Annotated in this window: 15 protein-coding genes, 2 pseudogenes and 1 riboswitch; of the genes and pseudogenes, 4 read left to right on the forward strand and 13 right to left on the reverse strand. The window is 33.6% G+C overall.

The window, feature by feature from the left end; genetic code table 11:
- The first annotated feature begins 186 nt into the window (after positions 1-186).
- Together ETI37_RS00810 and htpX are read left to right on the forward strand one after the other, a co-directional pair.
- On the forward strand, positions 187-747 hold the full coding sequence (locus ETI37_RS00810; RefSeq protein ID WP_006586123.1) for a LemA family protein: 561 nt from the start codon (positions 187-189) through the stop codon (positions 745-747).
- Positions 748-750: 3 nt separating this feature from the next.
- Positions 751-1,647, forward strand: a complete 897-nt coding sequence (gene htpX, locus ETI37_RS00815) for a zinc metalloprotease HtpX (RefSeq protein WP_006586122.1) — start codon at positions 751-753, stop codon at positions 1,645-1,647.
- 42 nt (positions 1,648-1,689) lie between these two features.
- Here htpX and ETI37_RS00820 read toward each other — a convergent pair whose 3' ends face one another.
- From ETI37_RS00820 to ETI37_RS00845, 6 genes and pseudogenes are all read right to left on the reverse strand, one after another.
- Positions 1,690-2,004 carry a metal-sulfur cluster assembly factor gene (locus ETI37_RS00820; RefSeq protein ID WP_006586121.1) on the reverse strand — a complete coding sequence of 105 codons (315 nt, stop codon included), beginning with the start codon at positions 2,002-2,004 and terminating at the stop codon, positions 1,690-1,692.
- A gap of 9 nt (positions 2,005-2,013) precedes the next feature.
- Positions 2,014-2,900, reverse strand: a pseudogene (sdaAA, locus tag ETI37_RS00825) (L-serine ammonia-lyase, iron-sulfur-dependent, subunit alpha).
- A gap of 8 nt (positions 2,901-2,908) precedes the next feature.
- Positions 2,909-3,571 carry an L-serine ammonia-lyase, iron-sulfur-dependent subunit beta gene (sdaAB, locus tag ETI37_RS00830; RefSeq protein ID WP_006586119.1) on the reverse strand — a complete coding sequence of 221 codons (663 nt, stop codon included), beginning with the start codon at positions 3,569-3,571 and terminating at the stop codon, positions 2,909-2,911.
- Between the two features lie 185 nt (positions 3,572-3,756).
- Positions 3,757-5,559: a DUF2207 domain-containing protein gene (locus tag ETI37_RS00835; protein ID WP_006586118.1), complete on the reverse strand. Its 1,803-nt coding sequence runs from the start codon at positions 5,557-5,559 to the stop codon at positions 3,757-3,759.
- 18 nt (positions 5,560-5,577) lie between these two features.
- A complete protein-coding gene (locus ETI37_RS00840) occupies positions 5,578-6,519 on the reverse strand; it encodes an AraC family transcriptional regulator (RefSeq protein ID WP_006586117.1) in 942 nt (313 codons plus the stop codon).
- Between the two features lie 41 nt (positions 6,520-6,560).
- Complete coding sequence (locus tag ETI37_RS00845) at positions 6,561-8,033, reverse strand: MFS transporter (protein WP_006586116.1); 1,473 nt, start codon at positions 8,031-8,033, stop codon at positions 6,561-6,563.
- Between the two features lie 86 nt (positions 8,034-8,119).
- A riboswitch (TPP riboswitch) is annotated at positions 8,120-8,209 on the forward strand.
- Between the two features lie 31 nt (positions 8,210-8,240).
- On the opposite strand from ETI37_RS00845, the gene ETI37_RS00850 reads away from it, so the two are divergent.
- The gene (locus ETI37_RS00850; RefSeq protein WP_167494281.1) at positions 8,241-9,617 is read left to right on the forward strand and encodes an ATP-binding cassette domain-containing protein; all 1,377 of its coding nucleotides are present in this window, start codon (positions 8,241-8,243) and stop codon (positions 9,615-9,617) included.
- Positions 9,607-10,263 carry an energy-coupling factor transporter transmembrane component T family protein gene (locus tag ETI37_RS00855; RefSeq protein ID WP_006587547.1) on the forward strand — a complete coding sequence of 219 codons (657 nt, stop codon included), beginning with the start codon at positions 9,607-9,609 and terminating at the stop codon, positions 10,261-10,263. The genes ETI37_RS00850 and ETI37_RS00855 overlap by 11 nt, the downstream gene beginning before the upstream one ends.
- Before the next feature lie 54 nt (positions 10,264-10,317).
- Here ETI37_RS00855 and ETI37_RS00860 read toward each other — a convergent pair whose 3' ends face one another.
- The 7 genes and pseudogenes from ETI37_RS00860 to rlmH all read right to left on the reverse strand — a co-directional run bounded on the left by ETI37_RS00860 (position 10,318) and on the right by rlmH (position 16,522).
- Positions 10,318-10,860, reverse strand: a complete 543-nt coding sequence (locus ETI37_RS00860; RefSeq protein ID WP_006586113.1) for a hypothetical protein — start codon at positions 10,858-10,860, stop codon at positions 10,318-10,320.
- 117 nt (positions 10,861-10,977) lie between these two features.
- Positions 10,978-11,823 (reverse strand): annotated as a pseudogene (locus ETI37_RS00865) (Rpn family recombination-promoting nuclease/putative transposase).
- 136 nt (positions 11,824-11,959) lie between these two features.
- A complete protein-coding gene (locus tag ETI37_RS00870; protein WP_143458356.1) occupies positions 11,960-13,531 on the reverse strand; it encodes an ATP-binding cassette domain-containing protein in 1,572 nt (523 codons plus the stop codon).
- 105 nt (positions 13,532-13,636) lie between these two features.
- The gene (locus ETI37_RS00875) at positions 13,637-14,353 is read right to left on the reverse strand and encodes an ABC transporter permease (RefSeq protein WP_006586109.1); all 717 of its coding nucleotides are present in this window, start codon (positions 14,351-14,353) and stop codon (positions 13,637-13,639) included.
- Entirely contained in the window at positions 14,353-15,090 is a 738-nt protein-coding gene (locus ETI37_RS00880; RefSeq protein WP_006586108.1) for an ABC transporter permease, read from the reverse strand. The genes ETI37_RS00875 and ETI37_RS00880 overlap by 1 nt, the downstream gene beginning before the upstream one ends.
- Before the next feature lie 2 nt (positions 15,091-15,092).
- Entirely contained in the window at positions 15,093-15,863 is a 771-nt protein-coding gene (locus tag ETI37_RS00885; protein ID WP_006586107.1) for an ABC transporter ATP-binding protein, read from the reverse strand.
- A gap of 179 nt (positions 15,864-16,042) precedes the next feature.
- On the reverse strand, positions 16,043-16,522 hold the full coding sequence (gene rlmH, locus ETI37_RS00890) for a 23S rRNA (pseudouridine(1915)-N(3))-methyltransferase RlmH (protein WP_006587545.1): 480 nt from the start codon (positions 16,520-16,522) through the stop codon (positions 16,043-16,045).
- Positions 16,523-16,894 lie beyond the last annotated feature (372 nt).

Below are 16,894 nucleotides of genomic sequence, written 5' to 3' on the forward strand. Positions count from 1 at the left end.
AGCCGGTTGGAAATTGCAATTTTAGCTTATAATTTGGCTTATTGTCTAGAAAGATTTAACTAGCACCACGCGTATTTCAATATTTAATTTAAAGAAGACATAATTGTCTTCTTTTTTCTTGTAAAAAAAATCCTATTCTATACAATTATCTTAAGGACTAAATTAGTTAATTAAGGAGAAATTACTATGACTATTTGGATTATTTTAGCAATTGTAATTATCTTGGCAATTGTTTATATTACAACTTATAACGGCTTACAGAATGCCAAAGTTTACACTGAAGAATCATGGAGTCAAATCGATGTACAATTAAAACGAAGAAATGATTTAATTCCTAATTTGGTAGAAACTGTTAAAGGTTATGCCGCTCATGAAAAAGAAACTTTAAGTCAAATCGTTGAATTAAGAAACCAATTAACTCAAGTTCCAGCAGATGATCACGAAGAAAAGATGAAAGTTTCTAATCAAATTACCGATTCTTTAAAGACTATCTTTGCTTTAAGCGAAGCTTATCCTGATTTAAAGGCAAATCAAGAATTTGGCAAATTAATGGAAGAACTTACTAATACCGAAAACAAGATTGCATATTCACGTCAACTTTACAACTCAAGTGCTGCTCTTTATGACAGAAAACTATTAACTTTCCCTTCAAATATTGTCGCTAACATCCATCATTTCACTAAGGTTGAATATCTAGTAACCCCAGAAGCTGAAAAGGAAGCTCCTAAAGTTTCATTTAAGGACTAATCTATGCTATTTGAGCAAATATCAAAAAACAAACGCAAAACTGTCTTAATTTTAACGATTTTCGTTTTAATATTGGCATTAGTTGGGGCAGCTGTAGGTTACTTCGTTGCCAGCAGTATGGTAACAGGGATAATTATTGCTCTAATTGGAACAGGTATTTATTTAGCAATTGTTTTACATGATCCTGCACAACTAGTCATGAGCATGAATAATGCAGAAGAAATTCATGAACAAGACAATCCAGAACTTTGGCACATAGTTGAAGATATGGCGATGGTGGCACGTGTTCCAATGCCTCGCGTTTACATTATTGATGATGATAGTCCCAATGCCTTTGCGACAGGACGAGATCCAGAACATGCTAGTGTTGCTGTGACTCATGGTTTACTTGAAATGATGAATCGTGAAGAGCTTGAAGGAGTCCTAGGTCACGAACTCTCTCACGTCCGCAATTATGATATCTTGGTATCAACTATTGCGATTGCAATGTTAACAGTTATTACATTATTAACCGACTTTACCTCCCGCTATTTATTCTGGTTTGGGGGAAGTAGGCGTGAACGCGATGATGACGATAATGACAACAAGAACTTAGAAATTTTAAAGGTGGTACTCTTCGTAATTACTATTTTGCTAGCACCTTTAGCTGCAACTTTAATCAATTTGGCATTATCACGAAATCGAGAATATTTAGCTGATGCTGGAAGTGTTGAATTAACTAGAAATCCTCATGGTTTAATTTCAGCTTTAAAAAAGATTGAAAGCAGTCAACCAATGGAAAATGTTAGTTCTAGTAGCCGGGCTCTTTATATTGAAGACCCTGTAAAGAAAGAACATGGTAGTTTATTTGACACTCACCCACCTACAAGTGAACGAATCAAGCGTCTTGAAAACATGTAAAAAGCGAATCCAGTTGGATTCGCTTTTTTACGTACTATTTTATTAACTTACTCCCAAGGCAAATTTAGCATAATCTGACATCCGTTCTTTAGTCCATCTAGGCTCCGTCCTAAATTCAACGTCAACGTTTTTAACTTCAGGAACCTTTACTAGTACTTCTTTAATCATTTTTGCTAAAACAAACTCTAATGGGCAGCCTAAAATTTCTAATGTTAATTCAACTAAACAAATACCATCTTCGTCTAAATCAATACTATAGACAAATCCCATATTAACGATATCTATTCCTAATTCAGGATCCACAACAGTTGCTAGTTGTTTGATAATTTCATCTTTAATAACTTCTGGTGTTCTCATTTTTCACCGCTATGCATCTTTACCAAAAATCTTAGCCTTAATTGCTTGACCGGTAGGAGTTCCGGCTAAACCGCCAATCCCAGTTTCACGTAAAGCTGCTGGCATTGATTTTCCTACCTTATCAAGGGCCATAATACATTCATCTGCTGGAATTACACTTGCACATCCTGCTAAAGCCAAATCAGCAGAAACTAATGCATTCGCTGCTCCAATGGCGTTACGCTTAACACAAGGAACTTCTACTAACCCAGCAATCGGATCACAAACTAAGCCTAATAAATTACTAATTGCAATTGATAAAGCTTCGGCACATTGCTGCGGTGTTCCACCAGCTGCTTCAACTGCCGCCCCGCCGCTGCTCCCATTGCAGAAGCACTTCCCCCTTCTGCCTGACAACCTCCAGTTGCCCCAGCGATTCCTGCGTGATTAGCAATTACCCAACCAAAACCTGCAGCTGTAAATAAAAAACGTACTAAAGCATCTTCATCTAAATTAAGTCGCTTTTCTAACGAAGCAATTACACCTGGTAAAGTTCCAGAAGAACCAGCTGTTGGCGTAGCACAAATAATCCCTAAGGCAGCATTAACTTCATTAGTTGCCATTGCTGCTTGAACAGCCCCCATCATAGTATCGCCTGACAAGGTCCTGTGCGTTTGCCGATATTTTGCAACTTTTACAGCTTCACCACCCGTTAAGCCAGTTGAAGAAAGTACTCCTTTACCAGATTCACCTCTTTTTACAGCATTTTGCATGGTTTGCAGATTAAAGCGCATTTTTTTCCAAATTTCTTCCCGACTCAAACCAGAAGTTTTGATTTCTTCTTCAATTATTAATTCTGAAATGGGCTTACCAGTATTGTTAGCTGCTTCAACAATTTCTTTAACACTATCAAACATAATTTTTCCTACTTCAAATAAATAATACCCTTAAACTTTTCTTGTAGTTCTGAAAAGCGTTTAGGTGATAAATATTTAGCAATATCAAATTCAAATAATTCACTATCACCTATCGGCCATTTTTGGACCTTTTGTAAACTTGCTTCTTGTTCTAATATCTCATTTAATTCATTAACCAGTGGATTATTTTTTCCATGAACTAAATATAAAATCATTGGCAAGGGGCCTGTTAAGTTCATCTTATTACCTTGAAATTCAATTAATCGAATTTCAATTATTCCACCACCAATTGAACAACCACCAACTGTAATTTGCTTCTCATCATCTGACATAGAGATAATTGCAGTATTAGGGTGATTAATCGGACTTGGTCCATCTTCTTCAACAAAACGCAATTTAATACCTGCTTCAGCTAATAATTTAGGAGCATTGGGTATTCGCTCATCATCTGGAGTCATACCTAATAATCCACCTGCAATAGCAAAATCAGTTCCGTGACCACGATGCGTTTTAGCAAAAGATTCATAATAATGAACTACTACTTTTTTAGGAGTTTTTTGAAAAATTAAGCGCGCAGCATTTCCAATTGCAACTGCTCCAGCTGTGTGCGAGCTTGAAGGGCCTACCATAACTGGCCCAATGATATCAAAAACACTGCGATAGTTTGCCATACCTTTTCTCCTTTAGATACTTTACTATTTTAAGTGTAAATATATTTAGGAAAAAAATGAAGCAATATAGGAAATTTATAACTTTTATATTACAACCAAGAAAAACCATATTCCGAAATCTTATCGAAATATGGTTTTTCCTTTTTCATTATTGTTGACTACTATTTTTGGACTAGTAAACAGCGTTAAAAGGCGCCTCCACCACTTCCACCACCAAAGCCACCAGATGAACCACTTGAAAAACCACCTGATGAGCCTGAATCAGAACTAATACTTGAGCCTGCATTAAAAGCAGAAGTAAAACTATGTTCAAAATTATTGCTACTACTATTATTTAAATATAGAGCTTGATAAACAACTAAATCACTAGTTGCTAATTCACTTTCGCTAAATTCCAATCGGAGTTGTTTTAAAACTTTCTCAGATAGACCTAATGCTACTGCATAAGGCATAATATCTTCCCAAAGAATAAGCTCGCCAATATCTCTCATTTTAAAATTACCAATATTTTCAAGCATCTTCTTAAAACTACGTACTTGGTTTGTAATTTCGGCACCTTTTTCTGTATAAATGCCTAACCGACTAGCAGCTACCAACCACGAAATACCATTTAAAATTGCTAAAATAATTGCTAATACTAATAATTGCCATGAAATTATACTTAACATACATGATAAGAAAATAATTATTGCATTGATAGCAACCAATATTCCAGCTAAAGCTACTATATTTTGCTTCTTTTCTCGGATTTTATTTGAGAAATAATTTCTTTGATAAGCTTGCTTGTAATATTGATTTCTCCAAGCTTGATACTTCTCACTTAATTCTTTAGGATCATCAAATTTCTTTAATTCATATGTAGAAAAACTTGCACCGTTTCCTACTTCATCAAATAAAAATCTTAATAGTGGTTGCTGACTTAAAGCAGTTTGATCTTTCAAAAAAATTCGATAGCTCGACTTTTTTATAATCTTGCCAATTTTTTCTTCTCTAATTTCTAACTTATGCTTTCCGGTCAATTCAGTAATTAAAGCCATCAATGCTTGAGTATCTGGCTTGGAAGTATTATCAAGAATTTGAGCCATAATAGGACTTACTTCAGGAATTTCATAACTATGAGCCAAGGCAGACATTTTCTTAGGTTTTGATCCTTGTTTCTTTACGAATAAACTAGCAATTATCGCCAAAATAGAAACAATGACGCTAAAAATTAAAATATATCCCGCTCTTTTTCTTCTTCGGTTAGCTTCTTCTGCAAGTTGTTTTTCTTGTTTTAAAATAAATTGCTTACGCTTTTCATTTGAGACATTTTTATTATCTGCAGTAACACTTGTTGGAAAAATTGCATGGACCTCAATTCCAGTATTTCCAGCTACATTATCAGCAGTCATAATGATTCGTCCCTTATCTGGCAATACTTGAATACGACCTGATAAGTCACCGTGTGCCCAAGCTTTTAACATCGAGACCTTACTTGGAAATACAACCTCAGCTTCAACATGATCTAAATCAGTTTCCCAACCATTACCAATAATTTTAAAATTAAGCTCAGCTGTATCCTGCCAATTTTTTATAGCATTTGTTATCTTGTAACGATATACAATTGTAAAACGATTACCTGCTTTTACTTTGTGAAATACTTTAAATTGATAGCCGTTTTTATAACTAAGTTGATAAGTATCATTGCTTCCACTGGAATTATTAATTATTGTCTTTGTTACACCTTGATTGATTATCTTTACTTGAGGATTAAGCAACTTTTGATTTTTTAACAAATTCTGCCGATAATAAACCCCACGAGCAGAACTATCAAACTTATAAGTAATCTTTCGTTCAATTGTTAAACTGCCATCAGCTTGAATATGACTTGCTACTTTTACATTAGTAATATCATAACTAGGACTATCTGCTAATACTCTTTGTCCCGTTATAGAAAACAAAAGCGTTATAACACCCAACATCAATAAAAGATTGATAATTTTTTTCATTCTTATACCTTATTAGCCCTATTTCAAGTTAATATTTGCCTGTCTAAATAATTCTTCTCTCATCAATGCCGGAGTAGTACCATAATATTCACTAAATTTTTTATAAAAGAATGACTTACTTGAATATCCTACTCGGCTAATAATTTCTTTCAATGACAAATTAGGCTGTGCCAATAACTCACGCGCTTCCTGCATTCTTCGTTCATCAACATGTTCAACAAAACTTTTACCAGTTTTTTGTTTAACTAAATTAGAGAAATAATTTTGATTAAATCCAAAATATTCCGCTGCTTCTGCTAATTTAATATCAGCAAAGTGCAAATCTATATACCTATCTAGGTCACTACCTATAAAATTGACCTTTTTAGTCTTTCCTGCCGTGCGATTAAATGTTTGCATTCTAAGTGATAAAGCAAGTAATTGACTAAAAGTTCCAGCCATCATTGGCGCCATAAATAAGTCACCATTTAAATATTCGTTGATAATATTTTCAATCAACTGGCTTTGTTTCATCAATCGACTGGTCTTAATAAAAAGATAGCCTTCTTCAGCTAATAAATTTTTAACTGTCACTAAAATTTCATTTTCTTTATCATCTAAACTTAGATAATTTTGAAGTTCTTTTTCAAAATTATAAATCGCTTTAACACGCATCTTAACAACTACTGTTTCGGAAGTTTGCTCTTTAATTTCAAACGCTTGTCCTGCTTTAATCAGAACTAAATTTCCAGCTGTTAAATCAAGTATTTGATTATGGAATTTAATAGAACATGTCCCATTTTCTACAAAAAGCCATTCTTCTTGTGAATGATAGCGGTGAATACCGCCATTATGATTTTCAACATAAATGGCAAAATCTTTTTGATCTTTATTTTTGGAGTCTAATTTTAAATCATTAGTATTTTGTTTAGTATTTTTAATAACTCCCTTTAAGTATTGGTCTAATGTAAAAATTGCCACTTAAATCACCGCCTTAATATCATTATACAATTAATGGTTTCTTATTTGCTGATGGAATGCTTTTCTTTTTGCCGAGCGTAATATCCAATAAAGAATGAAGCAATAATTAATATTGTTGCGACAATCATAATATTGTGAATTCCACTATAAAGAATCTGCCTCATTTGTGGTAATAATGCTTGTGGCAATAACTTACTTGTTTCAGCATCAGATAAATGATTGAGCATATTTATCGTTATACTACCTCTACTTTCCCTAACACCTTTAAAAAGTGAGGCATTCATAATCAACCCAAAAACACTAGCCGCCACGGCAGAAGCAATCATTCTAATCAAAAATGAAAACGAAGTTGCTACTGGGACATCTTGTTTCTCAACATCTTGTTGGACCTTAACTTGTAATTCATTAAAGACAATCCCATTACCAACACCTTGAAACATCCCCGCTAAAATAATTAAAAAATAAGGCATTGTAATAGGTCCAAACATCATTATGAAATAACCTATTAGCAGTGAACCAATCCCAATTAATACCACTTGACCTGCCGACCAATGTTCTCGCATTTTAGCAACTGATAAAGAAGCGCATAAATCAGTAAATGCACCCGGAATTTGTGTAGCTCCACCAATAAAGGCACTAGTAGCTAGTAATCCTTGAGCCCACATTGGTGCATAAACACTAAATGCCATCATTGCTGCCCAAATTAAAACAAACAAAGCAAAATCAATATTTAAATCTGAGTTTTTAAATAAACGTCCTGGAATAACTGGATCTTCAGCTCTTTTTTCAATAATGATTAACATTCCAAAGAATATCAAAGCTGCCGCAAATAATATTAATAAAGTACCAAGTTGTGTTTCACCAATTAAATCCACACCAATTAACATAATAATTAAACCCAAAGTTAAAGTGATTGCTCCACCTAAATCAACCTTTTTCTTTGGTCGCTCAACTTTTTCATCGATAAAGTAGATTTGCACAAGAATAATTGATATCAAAGCAACTGGAATATTAAGGTAAAATACCCAGCGCCACGACAAAGTATCAACTATCCAGCCCCCTAGCATCGGTCCCATGATGGTTGCTGAAGAATAAAAAGCACTAACTAAACCCAGAGTTCTCATTCTTTTAGCTGGATTAGGATACAAGTCTGAATAAATAATATAAGGAATCGAAACCATTCCCCCATTTCCTAATCCACAAATTAATCTCGCCAGCAACAAGATAAACATATTAGGAGCCATCCCTTGAAATAATGCTCCTAATAAAAAAGTTAATGCCGCTAGCTGATACGCTAGCTTATTACTAGTACGTTCACCTAGCTTACTCCATAATGGCGTTGCAACAGCTGTTCCTAATAAAAATACACTAACCATCCACCCCATATATTCAATCCCTTTAAGATCTGCAATAATTCTAGGAAGGGCGGTATTAATAATTGTATTGTCTAATCCAGACATTGCATTAGATAGTAACAAAGCCATCGTAACAATAGTTATTCTCTTTTTATTCATACTTGCTCTCTTTTCAACTTATTTTAATTAACTATACAACGTCTGAAAGCAATTGAATAGACAATGACAGCGTTTTTATATATAATCAAGACGTTTAGGGGTGCCGTTAGGCTGAGATGATACCCATTGAACCTGGTCTAGGTAATGCTAGTGAAGGGAAAATGACTTTTGATTACTTAATGCCACCTCATGAAAGGTGGTTTTATTTTGACTTCGATTATGTTATCTCATGTAAATTTTGCTTACGATAAGCAATCCATTATCCAAAATTTATCTATTAACTTTGCACCTGGTAAAATTCATCTCTTAATTGGAGAAAATGGTGCTGGTAAATCTACTTTACTTAAAATCATGGCCGGTTTATTACCAAAATTCGGTGGCAAGCTAACTGGTAAAATTTCAATTGATGCAAAAACAAATATGATGTTCCAAGATCCAGAACTTCAATTTGCTTTACCTACTGCTTATAATGAATTAATTTTCACGATGGAAAATCTAAAAGTTTCACGTGAAACTTATAAAGATAAAATAAACCATGTAGCTAAATTTCCTGGAATTAGTCACTTATTAAAGCAACCAATTGCTCAACTCTCTGGCGGAGAAAAACAAAAAGTTGCTTTAGCTATTTTATTGGCTATGGATAGCGACTTACTTTTACTTGATGAACCATTTGCAAATTGTGATTTAGCTAGTAGAAGAAATATTTTAATTAAACTAAAACAATTAGTTAAAGCTGGTAAAACTGTGATTATTGTTGACCATGATTTACCAGATTATGAAACTCTAGCAGACGAAATTTGGCTGTTTAAAGACAAACAACTCCATCCGCTAACTAATGAGGAAAGAACCAAGCTATTTAAGCAACTAAAACAACCTTATAAGGTTAAATTTTCCTTACCTCAAAATCAAAAATCAATCTTTAACTTTTCAAATACAGTTATCAAGCAACACCTCCCTTTGATTGAAGTTTCCACGCAAAAAATTTATCAAGGGAAGATTACCTTGCTTACCGGCGAAAATGGAGCTGGCAAAACAACTTTATTTAAAACTTTAACTAAAATGCATCCCTATTATGGAAATCTAACTTATAAATCAAAAGAAATAAAAGGCTGGCACCTAAAACCTTATCTGGCGAGTGTTGCTCAAGTTTTTCAAGAAGCTAACAATCAATTCTTAGAAATCACTGTCCAAGAGGAATTAACACTAAGCCAAAAAAAGCAAGTAAATCCATATTTTACAAAAGAGAAATTAGCTAAAAGCTTAGAAAAATTAAGTCTAAACAAGCTGTTAGATCATAGCGTTTATACCTTATCTGGAGGTCAAAAAAAGAAACTCCAAATCTTATTAATGCTATTAAATAATCATGATGTATTACTACTAGATGAACCACTTGCTGGTCTTGATACAGCTTCAAGACAAATAATCATTAACCTGCTATCTGATATTCAAAAGCAAACTAATCAGACTTTTATTATCATCAGTCACCAAATTTGCGAACTTACACCAATTTGTGACTACCATTTAGTTCTAGCTAAAAAAGGCTTAACTTATGTTCAAAACGGAGGAGAAAATCTTGAATCCTAGTTTTAAATTTCTACTTTTATTAATCATTGCATTAGTTATATCCGCAACCAATTCTGTTGAACTGAACCTGATTGTTATCTTTGCCTGTTTTATCTATTTAATTAAATACCATTTAAAGCTAACGCAATTTTTCAAACTTTTACTTTATCCGGCCTTGGCAGCAATTTGCGCTTTCGTTACGATTGCTTACTTTAGTAAGAACTCAGTCTATGATGCCACAAGCTTAGCTAGCCGCATCTATGTCTATGTTTTTACTGGAGCATGTCTAACTTTAACAACTGATATGACCACTCTTGCCAGATCTTTTGAACAAAATCTCCATCTACCTGCCAAATTTGCTTATGGTTTTTTAGCCGCCGTCAACATTTTGCCTAAGATGAAACGACAAATTAAACAAATTAGATATGCAGGATTAATGCGGCAAACTCCACTTTCACTTTTTTCACCCAGACTCTATTTCAAAGCATTACTTGCGGCTTTAGCCAATTCAGAGTTACTTGCTCAAGCGATGACTTCTCATGGCTTTAACGAAGATAAAAAAAGAAGCGTCTTGCAAGTTGTGCAAGTCCGCTTCAGTGATTACCTCTGGTTCGGAGGGATTTTAGTGATTTTTATTGTATTAGTGTTTTTTAGTTATTTTCTTTAATCTACTAAATCAGAGAATTTCACTCCAGCATATTTCTTAGCTAGTTCAGGAGTCTTAAAAAAATACACACCGTTCTGATAATGGCCCATGAACCCAGACAATTACCTGATTTCCATCTTCATTATGCAGACGATAATTAAAGCTATCTGTACCTGATAAAAGCCAGTGAACTAAACTTATAACTTTATCCCCTTTATAATATACAAGCTTTGTATCGTACCAAGATTGAATATCGGACGGAAAATCTTTCACTCTTGGGTCATCTGAAGCAACTTGAAAATTAGGATCTTTTATAAATAGTAAATCTTCATTAATTGTATGTTCTGATATCCTTAAATCTATTATTTTTCCATTTTCCAGTGCCATATACCATGTTCCTTGAAACTCTTTAGGTACATCAAAAGAGCCTATTTTTCCATAATTAGTTTCTATATCATCACTCGAAGATGATTCAGAAATAGTTTCTTCAACATTTTCTGCCTTATAAACAGAACTGATTTCATATTGTTGCTTAGAGCTCTGACTATTTGTATGTTTATTTACTTTTAAGTTTCTTACATTTTCAGACTTAGTTTCATTATTCAGTCTAAAGAGCATAAAGCATAAAAATATAACTGTTACTATACAAAGTAGATATACTCCAACTTTATCATTAATATCCCTACTTTTTAATTATTAAATATAAAAACTATAAAAGATTTCTCCTTTTGGAGTTTATTTCATATTTTGGTGGATTATTGCTTTGATGTCTGAGTCACTTAAACTGAAGTTTGAACTCACAGAATCTTTGATTGCCGAAAATATTTCCTCCTCACTCATTTGAGCTTTACTCCGTTTAAAAAAGTTGACAAAAGATTGTACCGTATTCTTGTCGCCTTTTTCGCGACCTCTCTTTTCAGCTATTGCTGTTTCTTCTTTCATACGTAATTCTGCTGTTCTCATAAGATTTCTCCTTTTCGGATCATCATTGTATTCTTGGATTTTGTTCTGAATCTCTTTAAAGATTCCTTTTGATTCTATTTTATCATCGTTCATTAATCTTTGGAGATTTAACAAATCGACATCTTCACTGCCACTCCCTTTAGAGTTAATGATAATATTTTCGGCATTGTTCTTTAGCTGAATACTTTTATCTTCGTCATCTTACAAGTGAAAACTATAGCGTAATTTCCCTTTACCGAACGGGTCAAATGCACAAAGAAAAATTAGATAAGTTCTAGACAGCGAAGTATATGGTTCTCCCCGGTCCAAGGTATCCCTGTCCATCGACGATTGATAGTACCTCATTCGTGGCCCAATATCATGGTTGTTATTAACTTGCATTTCACAATCGTATAAGTTACCAGATTGGTCTTTAACCGCAATGTCTAAGCGAACGGACTTGCTTCTCTTATCACTTTTAGTCCCTAACTCTTTTTGCGCATCGATACTCTCAACTGAAACAACATTCACATCAGGTAGTGCCGCTTGAATAATCGCCTTACAAAATCGCTTATTTTGCATAATACTGCCAAAGATCTCATCATTTGTAAAGCCATAGTACTTATTATCTTCTAGCATTCATCTTCCTCCTATATTTTTGCGTACAAAATAAAATACGAAAAAACAGAGGATTTTATTCATGTAAATCAAAATAGCGGCGAGATTCATCTCAACCGCTATTTTTGACTCTATAATTTTTCTGTTGATAGTTTATTTAAGCTTTAGCTAATTCTACTACTTGAGTAAATTTGGCCTTTTCTTTTTCAGAAACTTTATGAGCAACTTCGATTACCGTACCTGGGAAATCTTCTAAAATAGTTTGATGAATCTTTTCAGATAAGTCTTGATCTAAAGCACTAGTAGCTTCATCAGCAATCAAAATTGGCCGATTGGCTATAATTGCCCGAGCAATTTCAACCCGTTGATTTTGACCACCAGACAGGTTCTTCCCATTTTTTCCAACTTGGTAATCTAATCCTTTATCTGCAACTAGCTCTTTTAATCCTGCTTTAGTAATTGCATTGTCTAAAACTTCAGCAGAAACTTTTCTTCCTAAAGTTATGTTAAAGCCTAAAGTATCATCTAAAATTATTGGCTTCTGATTAATAAAGCTAAAGTACTGGTGCAATTGATTCCAATTACCATTTTCTTCTTTACCATTAAACAGATAATCACCAGTAGTTAACTTATAATTACCAATTATCACATTTAATAAAGTCGATTTTCCCCAACCTGATGGCGCATCAAGTAAAATTTTTTCACCTGATTTAACATCTAAATTTACGTTAGAGAAAATTTGCTTATCATTAATTTTAATTGCAGCATTTTGGATTTTTAAGTTAGTAAATTTATTTGTAGCTGATTCTGTAGATTCTTCAGTAAGTTCCGGAATTGCTAAAAATTTATTCCAAATTGGATTTGTTGACTTAACATTATTAATATCACCAAAAATACCAACAATAGGATTAATAAAGTTATTTGCTAATTGGGCAATCATCATGATAGTACCCAAAGTTATTTGCCCATTAACTACCAAATATACCCCAATCGCAAAAGATAATAACATTGAACAAATAAATGCTAAAGTCATAGTTAATTCATTAGCAATCTGTTTAACACTATTGGTCTTTCTAAGGGCTAATTCCATGTTTTTAGCTGCTTTATACAAGCGATACATCAGTGAAGGTTCAACATCATAAAGCTGAGCCATAGGTGCGATAGTTAAAGAATCATCTACTGTATTAGTATATTTTCGATTTTCTTTTTCCCAGACATCGGAACTTTTTTCAATCATTGGTCCAAAGATATTCTGTAATAATGCTGGAGCAAAGGCAGCAAATAAGAATACTAATGATAAAATCCATGACCCTAATAAAGCTGAAACAAAAGCTGAAATAAATTGAATGGCATTCATGATAATATCTAGTTGTGCTTCAATGCGATTAGTTTCAAGTTGCTTTAAGTCATTAGTCATGAACGATACATCAATTTCAGAATTAGAATTTCTATTAACAAGTAAGTATTTTGCTGCTTTAGCCTTAATATTTAAATTAATCTCAGTCACAATATTGGCATACAGCAGTTGATATAGCACTCCCGCTATTCCCAATAGAACTAATACTCCAAAAGCAGCAAGTACAATATTTAGCAAACTACCCTTGGGTTTATTAGCATAATCAATAAACAGTTTAAAAGTATAAGCAACAAATACCATTTCAAACGACTTAATTATTGCCAAGATTAAGTACATAAATAGTTTGAAAGGATGAGCATATTTTAGGGTCATAGTTGTACCTCCAAGGTTATCTGTATTCAATATATTTCTTTTTAGTATCATATTGTTTCTTATTGCAAATATATTTTACTTAGTTTCTTATATTTGCTTAATTTGCTACCTATTTCTTACATACCAATTATGATAAAGTCGCATCCCACCAGCTAAAATAAACCAAAGTCCCAGCTTAAAAAGCGCAACTGCCAAAGCTTGATTAAAATAACTCCCAGCTAAAATCCAATCAAGTAAATCACTAACAGGAAAGACTTCTGCTACTACCCTTAGCCAAGTTGGATACTGACTCACAGGAATAATCACTCCAGCTACAAGTACCAAGCTAGCAGTTGCAATATTAGTTAGCCAATATGGATTTTCTCTTTGATCTCCCGCAAGCGCACATATATAAGCTAACAAACTAGCAAAAACAATCATAATTAAAAATCCACTAGCCAATTTTCCTGCATAAGCTAGCATCCCCATACTAGTTAAAGCAATCAAAGCCAATATCAACAATTCCAATGCTGCAGCTACACTAGCTATCACAATCTTGGGTAACCAATATTGGCTAAACTTGGGCTTAATGGAAATAATTTCTTCACTAGTGCCAACATTTTGGTCATAACAATATGATCCTGTAATAATCCCAATCATCGTAATGATTGCTGTTGTAACTAAACTTCCAATTAATACTCGACGAAAGTCTTGTTCAGTACCATAAATAATCAGCAAAAACATAACTAGTGATACAACTGGCAAAATCAAATAATTAACAATAATGGTTCGCAAATTTTCAAAATCACCAATTGTTGAAAAAGTAACTTTATAATTTTCCATTAGAATACCCCCAATCTATTTTCTTTGAAGGCTCGTTTAATAACGACTTCGGTTAGTATTTTGGAGATATAGACAAAAAATATAGTTACTAAAAGATAAGTAATAATAAGTTCTAAATTTAATTTTTCTTGATAAATCAGCTTAATTGGCAAAGTCAACGGGCTTAGTATTTGCACTGGTTTCAAATATGGCAAGGCAAAACTTGGAATTGTTAACAAGCCTGATAAAAGCAAGATGGGAGTTAAGACTAATTCTTCATAGGCCATCGCATTTCGAGTTAAGATGAAAAGCAAACTAATGAAATAGCTCAAAACTGTTGCAGTCAGCCATAAAATTACAATCCCTAGCCCAAGAGTCCAACTCAAATTAGCTACTGGCATCCCTAACACTAAAGCTAAAACACCAGCTAAGGGAAAAGCAACTAAGCCATAAATTGCTGCTGGAGATAAAGTCGCAAGTAAAACTAGCTCGCGGCTAATTCCTGAATTTAATAAATACGGCAAAGTTCCTTGCCATCTTTGATAAGCTAAAGCGCCAGCACTAGTCGTACAAGAAGCCCAGGTTCCCATAATTCCAGCAATCAGCCATTCCTGCCCAGTATAAGTTTGATTCACATAATGGGCTAAATACTGATATAGCTCCATTGTTGCTGTAGTTGTAATTACCAACATAACAAAATAACTATTTTTAACATACAGTTTGAGCTGGAATTTAACTAAATTAATGAAGCGAAGCATCTTTACAGCCTCCTCTTCAACTTTGGCGCAATTGCTAAGTAGGCTTTTTCTAAGCTAGTATTAGCATCCACTCCAGCAAGTTCTTTAATCTGATCAGTATTACCACTAAATACTAGTTTTCCCCCACCAATTAAATAAATTGTATCTGCTAAAGTTTCAATATCAGCCATATCATGACTAGTTAAAATAATTCCATGACCTGTTTCTTTTAAGTTTTTAATCAACTCTCTAACCGTATAAACAGATTCCACATCTAAACCAGCAGTCGGCTCATCTAACATTAGAATTTCAGGTTGATTAACTAATCCGCGAGCAATATGCAATCTTTGCATCATCCCTTTAGAAAAAGAACCAACGTACTTATCTTTAACATCAAGTAAGTTAACAATTTCTAAGGCATTCAAGACATTATTTTTAATGTCTTTTTCTTTAACGTTAAGTAGCCTTGCAAAAAATGCCAAATTATCATACGCAGAAGCTGAGTTATAAAATCCTCGATCCCCACCAAAGACAACCCCCATCTTTTGCCGCGCCTCTCGCAGTTTTTTAGCTAAATTTAAGCCCATAATTTCGATCTTGCCACTAGTAGGAACTAAATAACCTGAAATAGACCTAATTAGGGTCGTTTTCCCCGCTCCATTAGGCCCGACAAAGGAAATCACCTCACCTTTATGAAGGGTAAAGCTAATTCCATCAACAGCTTTGAAAGTAGTTTTATTCTTTCCTTTGAAGTAGCGTTTTATCGATTCTGTCCGCATTAAAATTTTGTTCATTATACTTCGCTTTCTCTAAATATCTTATCGTTACCATCTCTGTTCTCTGTAAATTTTTAAAAGCAATCATATGACATGTACCTCTATTAAATATAATTTTTAATCATTATAATATATTTTTCATTTTTAGCAAATAAAAAAGGAACTGAATGTCAAAATTCGGTTCCTTTTAGCTTTTTCTACTTATGGTATGGACTACCTGAATTAATCATAAATGCCCGATATATTTGCTCAGTGAGAACTAATCTCATTAACTGGTGGGGCATCGTCAATTTTCCAAAGCTTAATAAATCATCAGCTCTTTTATTCACAGCTGGACTCGTTCCTAAACTACCACCAATTACAAAGGTAATATCTGAATGTCCATAAGTACCTAAGTCTGCGATTTCTTTGGCCAATTCTTCACTAGCCCGCTCGCGCCCTTTAATAGCCGTTACAATCACATACTCCTTATCTTTAATCTTGCTAAGAATCTTTTCTCCTTCCACTTCCTTAACATGCTCTTGCTCAGCTTCACTCATATTTTCAGGAGCTTTTTCATCAGGTACTTCCACAATCTTAAACTTCGCAAATCGACTCAAACGTTTTGCATATTCTGCTATACCATCTTTAAAATACTTTTCTTTTAGTTTTCCAACGCATACTATCTTAATATTCATAATTATTAATTTTACCCCAGAATCTACAACTATTCCGCATATGTTATCCACAGCTGTGGAAATCCCATTTCTATATATTGTATTCTATCTCTAATATCCACTACTAATAGCGGGAACGCACTTTCTTAAAAAAATTTTGTACTTTTTTTCGACATTTTTCCTGTGTATATCCACATTCACAAACTTTGGGTCAAAATTGCTGTTATATCAATATTTATAGCCTTTTTTAAACTTACTAGCTAATTTTAATCCACTTATTATCCACACTTTATCCCCAAATATAAAGCGCTTTTTTGGTGACTTATACACAATCCACAGAGTTTTCCACATTTTCCCACAAGTTCCTTTCTTTTGCTTTCCCCTTGACATATT

This window comes from Lactobacillus mulieris, assembly GCF_007095465.1.
GTDB lineage: Bacteria > Bacillota > Bacilli > Lactobacillales > Lactobacillaceae > Lactobacillus > Lactobacillus mulieris.